General features: G+C 64.2%; 10 protein-coding genes. 5 read left to right on the top strand and 5 right to left on the bottom strand.

Annotated elements, in window-relative coordinates:
- The first annotated feature begins 76 nt into the window (after positions 1-76).
- From GC148_RS05340 to GC148_RS05330, 3 genes are all read left to right on the top strand, one after another.
- Entirely contained in the window at positions 77-1,165 is a 1,089-nt protein-coding gene (locus GC148_RS05340; RefSeq protein ID WP_291069353.1) for a tyrosine-type recombinase/integrase, read from the top strand.
- Positions 1,166-1,534: 369 nt separating this feature from the next.
- Positions 1,535-1,750, top strand: coding sequence for a sugar transferase (locus tag GC148_RS05335; protein WP_291069351.1), 216 nt, complete (start codon positions 1,535-1,537; stop codon positions 1,748-1,750).
- A gap of 9 nt (positions 1,751-1,759) precedes the next feature.
- Positions 1,760-2,671, top strand: a complete 912-nt coding sequence (locus GC148_RS05330) for a glycosyltransferase family A protein (protein ID WP_291069349.1) — start codon at positions 1,760-1,762, stop codon at positions 2,669-2,671.
- A gap of 159 nt (positions 2,672-2,830) precedes the next feature.
- Here the strand turns inward: GC148_RS05330 and GC148_RS05325 are convergent, their stop codons facing one another.
- Together GC148_RS05325 and GC148_RS05320 are read right to left on the bottom strand one after the other, a co-directional pair.
- Positions 2,831-3,526, bottom strand: a complete 696-nt coding sequence (locus tag GC148_RS05325; protein WP_291069347.1) for a hypothetical protein — start codon at positions 3,524-3,526, stop codon at positions 2,831-2,833.
- A 20-nt stretch (positions 3,527-3,546) separates the two neighbouring features.
- Positions 3,547-5,025: a Wzz/FepE/Etk N-terminal domain-containing protein gene (locus tag GC148_RS05320; protein WP_291069345.1), complete on the bottom strand. Its 1,479-nt coding sequence runs from the start codon at positions 5,023-5,025 to the stop codon at positions 3,547-3,549.
- A gap of 132 nt (positions 5,026-5,157) precedes the next feature.
- Between GC148_RS05320 and GC148_RS05315 the strand changes: the two genes are divergently transcribed.
- Both GC148_RS05315 and GC148_RS05310 read left to right on the top strand, forming a co-directional pair.
- Positions 5,158-5,883, top strand: coding sequence for a polysaccharide biosynthesis/export family protein (locus tag GC148_RS05315; RefSeq protein WP_291069343.1), 726 nt, complete (start codon positions 5,158-5,160; stop codon positions 5,881-5,883).
- Positions 5,884-5,943: 60 nt separating this feature from the next.
- Complete coding sequence (locus GC148_RS05310) at positions 5,944-6,885, top strand: 2-oxoglutarate and iron-dependent oxygenase domain-containing protein (RefSeq protein WP_291069342.1); 942 nt, start codon at positions 5,944-5,946, stop codon at positions 6,883-6,885.
- 54 nt (positions 6,886-6,939) lie between these two features.
- On the opposite strand, the gene GC148_RS05305 is transcribed toward GC148_RS05310, so the two are convergent.
- The 3 genes from GC148_RS05305 to thiS form a co-directional block, all read right to left on the bottom strand.
- Positions 6,940-7,578 carry an HAD hydrolase-like protein gene (locus GC148_RS05305; protein ID WP_291069341.1) on the bottom strand — a complete coding sequence of 213 codons (639 nt, stop codon included), beginning with the start codon at positions 7,576-7,578 and terminating at the stop codon, positions 6,940-6,942.
- 8 nt (positions 7,579-7,586) lie between these two features.
- Positions 7,587-8,372, bottom strand: a complete 786-nt coding sequence (locus GC148_RS05300) for a thiazole synthase (RefSeq protein WP_291069339.1) — start codon at positions 8,370-8,372, stop codon at positions 7,587-7,589.
- Positions 8,373-8,501: 129 nt separating this feature from the next.
- A complete protein-coding gene (gene thiS / locus GC148_RS05295) occupies positions 8,502-8,714 on the bottom strand; it encodes a sulfur carrier protein ThiS (RefSeq protein ID WP_291069338.1) in 213 nt (70 codons plus the stop codon).
- Between the last annotated feature and the right edge of the window lie 45 nt (positions 8,715-8,759).

Genomic DNA, 8,759 nt, shown 5'->3' with positions numbered 1-8,759 from the left:
GCCGGATAACGCTCAATAATGCCATGTCCAACACTCCATGGTCCCCCGCTCGCCAAAGCCCGGGACCGGTTCAAACATGGGTCAGTTCTCAGTGGAAATTTCTGCCCTCCCAGGGTCAATTCTCAACGGCAATCAACACACAAGCACTACTGACCGGCGAGTAGCGGCGCGCCGCCTCGAAGACATCAAGGACGAGATCCGCAAGGCGATCGCGGAGGGTCCGCAGACCACATTCGTCCAGGCTGCTGTGCCGTATATGGCGGACCGGAAGGAAGTCATGGCCGCCAAAGGTCTCGCCTATCACAAGTCGGCCGAAGCCCGGTACATGAAGACGCTGCTCGACCACCTCGGTCCAGATCGAACCCTCGCGTCGCTGACGCCCCCAGCGATCGATGCCATCGCCCGGGAGCTCTACCCGAACACGAAGGCCGTCACTCGCCGCCGGCAAGCCGTCACGCCGATCCGTGCCGTGATTAACCACCAGAACCGCGGCGGCCTTATCCTGCCCTCCGATGCGCAGCGCAGGATCCGTTGGCTTACGCCGGAAGAAGCGGAGCAGCTGATCAGGGGTGCGCGGCGCGTCGATGAGGAACGCAGCTGCGGCCCTGCGATGTGCGAGCGCCTGATCCTGCTTCTCCTTGGGACCGGATGTCGAACCAGCGAGCTGGTCAATCTGATGTGGGACAACATCAACCTGAAGACCGCTGAGGCGTATGTCGCGGATCCTAAGAACGGCATCTCGCGCTGGTCATCGATCGAGCGTGCACGGACGTTGGCGCACCTTCTCTTGGAGCCAGGCGACGGCGCCGTCATGTTGACGCCGAAGGGGCAGCCTTACCGGATCCGCGAGAACAACTCCGGCGGCCAGTTCGCAGTGATCTTCAACAAGGCTCGCGACTACGCCGGGCTCGAGGCTGATGGCCCGATGAAGGTGACGCCACACGTCTTGCGGCATACCTGGGCAACCTGGTTCTGGGTCGCTTCGCGGCACAATCTCGTGGCCTTGCAGCGCAATGGCGGTTGGGAAGATTCACGTACCGCGATGCTGTACACGAAGCTGGCGCCTGCCGATCTTTCCACAAGGCTCCGCGCCCATGGGTGGAACTTCGCAAATGGGGGAGATTTCGGGGAAGGTGTGGGTCGGGCCCAACTTCGCGCCGTATAATCAATGATTTACGCGAAAGTCTGAGGCCCTTAGCAGGGGCGCGCCTTCGACCACTCGGCCACCTCTCCAGCGCAAAAATGGGGTCTATTGAAAGCCCTGCGCCTCCGCAAGCCCCGCATGCCGTTGAAATTCGAGAAGCTGCTTCGATCAGATATTGACGATACCGGCTTACCCTGACCCGGTTATGACTCCAGATACCGAACGCAGCTGCTCGCGTTGACATCGCATGCACGGAGCCTTGCGCCGCCGCCGGAGCCAGAAGCGCACGTTCCGCGCCTGGCTGGCAAAGGCCGACTCGCGCGCGCTAGATCGCGGTTCAGGGCAACCCTGCTGCTCGACATCGAGGAATTCAGCAGCGACGGACAAACCTTGTCCCAGATCTCCCACCGTCACCGGGTCAAGCCCGGTATTACCGGATGGGCCCAGATCAACGGGTCGCGCGGCTCGGTCCATACCAAGGAAGAGGTGCGCGAATGCATCCGACTGGACCTTGAATACGTCAACCGGCGCTCATTCTGGTTCGTTTTCTACATCATGCTGATGACGGCGCCCTGCCTGCTTGGCGATCCGCACCGGGCACGATAGGACAGCCGCATGATCCCGCAGGTGCCCTCCTCCGCAGCGCGACTGGCGATCTGTATTCCTGCCTACCGGGATAATGCCAGCGACCTGATCCGTGCCTTGAGCGCGCTGCCGGAAGCCTCGGAATGCGCCCTGCGGGTCTATGACGACGGCTCGGATGATCCAGCCCTCGTGCGCGCCCATGAAGACGCCATGGCCACCTATCCCGGCCCCTCCCTCCTGCATGTCGCCCAACAGAACGCCGGGCGCAGCTTCGCCCGCAACTGGCTTGTCGCCCACGCGCCGGCGGACTGGATCCTGCTGATCGATGCCGACATGCTGCCCGACCATCCGGATTTCCTCGCCCGCTACTTTGAGGCCGCGGCCGCGGCGGGTGGGCCCGCTCTCATCGCAGGTGGCTACTCGCTCGACCAGGTCGTGCCTAGTCAACGCAACCGGCTGCATTATGCGCAGGCCGCCGCGTCGGATTGCGTCGATGCCGAAACGCGCCGAAGTGATCCCGGCCGCTACGTCTTCAGCTCCAACATTCTCGTACACCGAACGGTGCTCACATCGGTGCTGTTCGATGAAGGATTTTCCGGCTGGGGCTGGGAAGATTTGGACTGGGGCCTGTGCGTCGTCGAAACATTCCCGGTCATCCATATCGATAACTCGGCCAGCCATCTGGGACTGGAACCAGACCAGCGGCTGCTCGACAAGTTCGGAAGATCGGGGGCCAACTTCGCCCGTCTGGTGGCCCGCCATCCCGAGGCCGCGACGCGCATGCCGCTCCTGTCAGCCGCGCAGCGCGTCAAAGGCGTGCCATTGCTCGCACCTGCCGCGCGATTGGTGGCTTCGGCGTCCTTCCTGCCCGTCAAGCTCCGCGTGCTGGCCCTGAAGGTCTACCGCGCCGCGGCCTACTCGCCCTACATCGAGCCGGCGTGATTTCGGACCTGTTCGCCAACGGATACACTCCGGATCGCATCAAGCGGCGTTTCTCGCAGTGGCGTGTCGCCGCGCTGCTGTTGCGGTCGCCGAAACGGCCGATTGTCACCTTTACCTTCGACGATTTCCTCAAATCCGCTTCGACGGCGCCGCGCAGCTTTAGCCGATCCCCTCGAACCGGCCCGCCAGACGGGCATCGTCGGGCAAGCGGTTCATGACGACACCGATCACGCGCCCACCGTGTGCTTCAACATCCTGACGCAGCGCTGCTGCGTCGATCGCCGATGTGTCGTCGGCACGGACCACCAGTACGACACCATCGGCCTGACCGACAAAGGCAAGGCCTGCGCGGGTCCGGTCGATGGCCGGCGCATCCACGATGATCCAGTCCGCCGCGGCGCGCAGCGCCCTCCACCAGCCGGGCGCCGTGCGCAGTTGCACCTTCTGGCCGGGCGCGAGCCTGTCGCTGCGAAACCGTGTCACGAGAAGACGCAGGCCATCGATCTGGTGTGCGTTGAGCAGCTTGCCATAAGAAGGATCGGCCTCGTGGCCGGCCACTGTGTAGATCTGTTCGGTACCAAGCGAGGCGTCCAGCGCATGCCCCGGCCTGCCGGCATCCTTGATGATGCCTTGCACAAAAGACGTGTACTGAGTGTTCTTCCGGACATCCAGATCCACCAGCCAGGCGGGCTTGGCCGACCGGCTCGCGGCGATCAGCGCAAACGAAGCCGCTACGCTGCTCGCACCTTCGCCGGTATGGGCCGACAGGAACATGATCATGCGCCCGCCCTTCGGCGCGCTCATTTGCGATACGAGTCGCCAGAGGCCGGCCAGATCCTGTCTCAGGTCGCGCATGATCGGATCCGCCTGGCCATTCAGTATTTCTGGACGGTGGCAAGCACCGGCAAGCCCAGCGTGCGCTCGACCGCGCCCGGCGTCGCAAACCCGTTGCGCGTCAAGGCCCGCACCAGCCCCACAATCAGCGCCGTAAACCCGGCAAACAGAAGCGCGAGCATCGCTGCCGGCAGCTTCAGGCTCTCGCCTTTGATCGGGGGCGTCGCCGGCTCGAGCAGACGGATGTTGTTCACACTGCGCTGGCTAAGCTCGGTACGCGCGCGCTCTTCGACTTCACGTTCGGCAAACGCGCGAACCGATTGCTCCGCAACATCCCGGCTGCGTTCCAGTTCGGCCAGGTTTGGCTCCAGCTCGACCAACCGGCGCTGGCGCAGCTCGAACGCTTCGATCTGGGATTTGAGTTCTGCCTCCTGCCCCTTCAGCGCCTGCACTTCGGACTGCAAGGTCGCAATCGACGCCTGGACCTGCTGGTAAAGCGGATTGGGCCCCCGGCGCACAACACCGCCCGGCGACGGCCGCGACTCAAGAAAGGCCTCGGACTGCTCGATACGTTTGTCGAGTTCCTGGATGACGCGCGAGTCGGCGCGGTAGCGCGACAGTTTCTCTTCGCGTTCCAGCTTGAGCGCCGTCAACGTCTGCTGGCTGGAATCTTCGACATAGAGGTCCTGATCGGGCGGGATACTCTCGATCTGGCGCCGGTAATTGGCCAGCTGCGCTTCGAATTGGCGCAGCTTCGACTGCGTCTGCAGCAATTCTCCGCTGGCGGACTGATACAGCTGGCGCAGCGTATCGCGTTCAGTCGGCGGATCGGTCAGGTTGTTCGCCAGCAGGTATTCGCGGATCTTTTCGTCCGTCTGCGCCAGATCGGCTTCGAACCGTTTGCGTTGCTCGCCGAAGCTGGCCGTGCGGTTGTCGGTGAAGATCTCCGTCCGATAGACCAGATAGGCTTCAACAACCGCATTCAGCATCTCCGCAGACATCGCCGCACTCTTGTGCTCGAAATGCGCGAAAATCACGAGGTTCTTGGGCGTTCCGCCGACCGTCAGGTGTTCGGTGACCGCCGCAATCCCCAGCCGCTCGCACGCTTCCGGTTTGCAGCCCTTCGCGATGTCGGGATAGGCCCGCGCCAGGGTCACCTTGTTGAGCGCAGCCTTCGCCACGACCGGGCTGCGCAGCAGCTCCAGCTCGGACTGGACGAGGGATTCGATCTCGGGCGACATCGGCATGGCCTTGTCGTCCCGGCCCACCGACGGGCGATACATGTACTCGTCGCCCAGCGACACCAGCAGGCGCGAGGTTGCCGTATAGGTGCGCGGCAAGGCCGCCGCCGCCAGCACACCGAGCACCAGCAGCGGCACGAACACCGCCGCCATCAACCATTTGGCCCGCCAGAGATAGACCGCGACATCCAGCGCGCCCAGCCGGGGACGCACGAACCCGGCCTGGCGGGCAGCCGGCGCCGCCGCCGAACCTGTCGTGTCTTCGCCGGAAAGCGGCATGGGTTGTCCTGACTCAGATTGGTCCATTTCGAGGATTCGCATGTGCCATTTGATATTTCCTTAATCATTAACAGCGATGGGTTGAGGCGCGCAGGAATTGCGCAGAAGTTCATGCGAGAAAGCCTAGGCCCCATGAGCGCCCGCCTCCTTTCCGGTCCGTCCCTCATCGCCGTGCTGGCCACGATCGGCCTGGTCGCCTGCTCCTCTGCGCCTGCCGCCACCTCAACAGATTTCGCCGCTGATGCCTGGGCGACTTCAGCCCTCGCGGACGCGCCGTACCTGCTCGCCCCAGGCGACAAGCTCGAAGTGATCGTCCACACCGCACCGGAGCTGTCCCGCGAACTCGTGGTGGCGCCGGACGGGCGCATCCGGATGCCGCTGGCAGAGCCGCTGATGGCCATGGCCCGCACGCCGGATGAGGTGGCCGCCGACCTGCGCGAGTCGCTCGCCAGCGAGCTGCGCGACCCGGATCTCGACGTCGTCGCGACCGAGTTTGCCTCGCAGAAGGTGTTCGTCGGCGGCGAAGTGCGTGAGCCCGGCATGTTCGACCTGCCCGGCCAGATCGATCCCTATCAGGCCATCGTCATGGCCGGCGGCCTGACGCGCGATGCAAAGGCCAAGGACGTCCTGCTCATCCGCCGCCTGCCGGGCGGGGAAGTCAGCTCCACCCTCGTCGATGTCAGCGCGGGCCTTCGCGATCCGAAGCTTGCCAACTGGCTGCCCCTGCGCCGGTTCGATGTCATCTACGTGCCCCGCACCGGCATCTCGAAGCAGAACCAGTTCGTCCAGCAATACGTGCGCGACGCCCTGCCGATACCCTTCTCGCTCTATTACGACGTGAGCGGCAAAAGCCGTTGATACTGTCGCGGGCGCCGTTGCCCCCTTTCTGACGGCGCGGGCTTCTGGCAAACTGCCGGAATGACCCAATATTTCGAACCGATCCCCTATTCGCTCTGGCACTCGGACAAGGCCGCATTCGCCGCCGCGCTCGGCCGGTCCTTCCGTGAAACGGGCTTTGCCGTCATCACTGGCCACCCGGTTGCCCAGAAGACGATCGACGACAACCTTGCCGCCACCAAGGCTTTCTTCGCGCTGCCGGCGGACGCCAAGGAGAAGTACCACGACGCGCCCGGCGGCCGGCAGCGTGGCTACACGCCGTTCGGCACCGAGAACGCCAAGGGCCAGGCCCAGGCCGACCTCAAGGAATTCTGGCACACCGGCCGGGCCCTGCCAGCCGATTCAGCCTACCGCGCGACGATGAAGGACACGCCGTCCGTCTCCGAAGTGGCGGACTTCGACCGCGCCACCCGCGCCCTGTACGAGTCGCTGGATGTGTTCGGCGCCGACATCCTCAAGGGCGTCGCTCTGCACCTTGGCCTTTCCGAAGACTGGTTTACCGACAAGGTGAACTTCGGCAACTCGATCCTCCGCCTGCTGCATTATCCGCCGCAGATGGATCCGCCGCCGGAAGGCTCCGTCCGCGCGGGCGCGCATGAAGACATCAACGTCATCACGCTGCTGCTCGGCGCAGAAGAGGCTGGCCTCGAAGTGAAGCATCGCTCCGGCAAGTGGCTGGCCGTGAACCCGCCGCCCGGCGCCCTGGTCATCAATTGCGGCGACATGCTGCAGCGCTACACGGGAGGCGTTTTGCCTTCGACCACGCACCGCGTCGTCAATCCGTCCCCGGAGCGTTCGAAGTTTCCGCGCTATTCCACGCCGTTCTTCCTGCACTTCAATCAGGATTTCCTGATCGAGGCCCTGCCCGGCTGCCTCGCCGAAGGCGGCAAGGCCGAGCCACCGATCACCGCTCAGGATTTCCTGATGGAACGTCTGCGGGATATCGGTCTGGTCAAAGCGTAAAACGCTCCAAGCCCCTTCTCCGTGGGGAGAGGGGGCTGGGGAGGCTTGGCAAACTTACCCCTCGAAAAACCGCTGCAGCTCGTTCACCGATTCGAACATCACGTCCGGTTCCGCCACTTCCAGCGCGGGCTTCATGCCGAACCCCCAGGTGACCGCTGCCGCCTTCAGGCCAATGTCGCGGGCAGCCTCGATGTCGCGGATTTCGTCGCCGATGGATAGCGCCCGCTCCGGCGCCACCTTCGTCGCGCGCAGCACGTCGCGGAAATGTTTCGCCTTGCCGAACAGCCCCGCCCCGCAGCTCCACGTCGTAACCAGCGCGCTCAGCTCCGGCCCCAGCGCGCGGCGCACATTGCCCTCGGCGTTCGACGAGACCACCGAGATCTTGATGCCGCGCGCCGCAATCGCGCGCAGCACATCCGGAACGCCGCCGAACAACGGAAAGGCTTCCGCTTTCGCCGCACGCTTCCTTACATGCACCGCGATCAGCACCAGCTTCCAGTGGGGGATCTTCAGGATACGCATCACGTCGCGCGGCGGCTTGTGGCGCAGCACTTCCAGCTCGTCTTCATCCGGGCAACGGAATCCGAACCGCCGCGCCAGATCCGGCAGGATCGACCGGAACCAGCCCGCACTATCGGCCAAGGTGCCGTCAAAGTCGAAGATCACCAGATCGAAGTCGCGCGGCGTGTTCACGCGCCGGCCTAGATCAAGCCCGCGAGCGGCGAGCTCGGGTCTGCGTACATTTTCTTGGGCATGCGGCCGGCGAGATAGGCCTCGCGGCCGGCAATCACGGCATGCTTCATCGCCCGCGCCATGCGGACCGGGTCGTTTGCGGCGGCGATGGCGGTATTCATCAGTACACCATCACATCCGAGTTCCATGGCGATCGCCGCATCGGACGCTGTGCCAACACCGGCATCGACGATCACCGGCACCCGCGCTGCCTCGACGATGAGCCGAATGTTCACCGGGTTCATGATGCCAAGGCCGGAACCGATCAGCGAGCCCAGCGGCATGATCGCGCAGCAGCCCGCCTCTTCCAGCAGGCGCGCATAGACCGGATCGTCCGAACAGTAGACCATCACCTCGAAGCCATCCTTGATCAGCGATTCGGCCGCCTTCAACGTCTCGGGCATGTTCGGATAGAGCGTTTTCTGGTCCGCCAACACTTCCAGCTTCACGAGATTCCAGCCGCCCGCCTCGCGCGCCAAGCGCAGCGTCCGAACCGACTCCTCGGCCGTGTAGCAGCCCGCCGTGTTCGGGAGGTAGGTGAACTCCTCCGGCTTCACGAAGTCTGACAGGATCTCCTGGCTCTTGTCGGACAGGTTCACCCGCCGCAGCGCCACCGTGACGATCTCGGCGCCCGCCGCGCGGGCCGCTTCGGCGTTCTGGGCATAGGACGCATACTTTCCCGTGCCCACGATCAGGCGCGAGTTATAGGCCTTGCCGGCGATGATGAGGGGATCGGAAGATGTCTTGGAGGTCATGTCGCTGATCTGGCCGTCCGCGGCGCGGGCGTCAACACACCCCGCGCGAAACCTCTCGATCCGATACAAGAGGGTCCAGAACTTTTGGGGCCCGTATGGACAGTTTATGCACGGCTTCGCGGCCTCTTTTCAGCCCCCACCCACGAACTGGACCAGCTCGATCTGGTCCCCTTCTTCCAGCAGAGTCGCCGCGTGCAGGGATTTCGGCACGATCTCCCGGTTGCGCTCAACGGCGACACCGCGCGGGTCCCGCCCCGTCTCGTCGGACAGGCGCTGCACCAGCAGGGCCACCGTCATGCCCGCTCCGATTTCGAGCGGTTCACCATTCAGGATGATCTTCATCGCACTCAGCTCCTGTTGCCCTCTTGCAACACACGGCGTTCCAGC

Origin of the sequence: Hyphomonas sp., assembly GCF_016125515.1 — a bacterium.
Classification (GTDB): Bacteria; Pseudomonadota; Alphaproteobacteria; order Caulobacterales; family Hyphomonadaceae; genus Hyphomonas.
This window is presented reverse-complemented; position numbering and strand designations above follow the sequence as displayed.

Bases quoted from the DNA above. Each gene is read 5' to 3' on its own strand.
- GC148_RS05315 (WP_291069343.1), top strand. From the start codon at position 5,158: ATGAGCGCCCGCCTCCTTTCCGGTCCGTCCCTCATCGCCGTGCTGGCC.
- GC148_RS05340 (WP_291069353.1), top strand. From the start codon at position 77: ATGGGTCAGTTCTCAGTGGAAATTTCTGCCCTCCCAGGGTCAATTCTC.
- GC148_RS05310 (WP_291069342.1), top strand. From the start codon at position 5,944: ATGACCCAATATTTCGAACCGATCCCCTATTCGCTCTGGCACTCGGAC.
- GC148_RS05330 (WP_291069349.1), top strand. From the start codon at position 1,760: ATGATCCCGCAGGTGCCCTCCTCCGCAGCGCGACTGGCGATCTGTATT.
- GC148_RS05325 (WP_291069347.1), bottom strand. From the start codon at position 3,526: ATGCGCGACCTGAGACAGGATCTGGCCGGCCTCTGGCGACTCGTATCG.
- GC148_RS05300 (WP_291069339.1), bottom strand. From the start codon at position 8,372: ATGACCTCCAAGACATCTTCCGATCCCCTCATCATCGCCGGCAAGGCC.
- thiS (WP_291069338.1), bottom strand. From the start codon at position 8,714: ATGAAGATCATCCTGAATGGTGAACCGCTCGAAATCGGAGCGGGCATG.
- GC148_RS05320 (WP_291069345.1), bottom strand. From the start codon at position 5,025: ATGCCGCTTTCCGGCGAAGACACGACAGGTTCGGCGGCGGCGCCGGCT.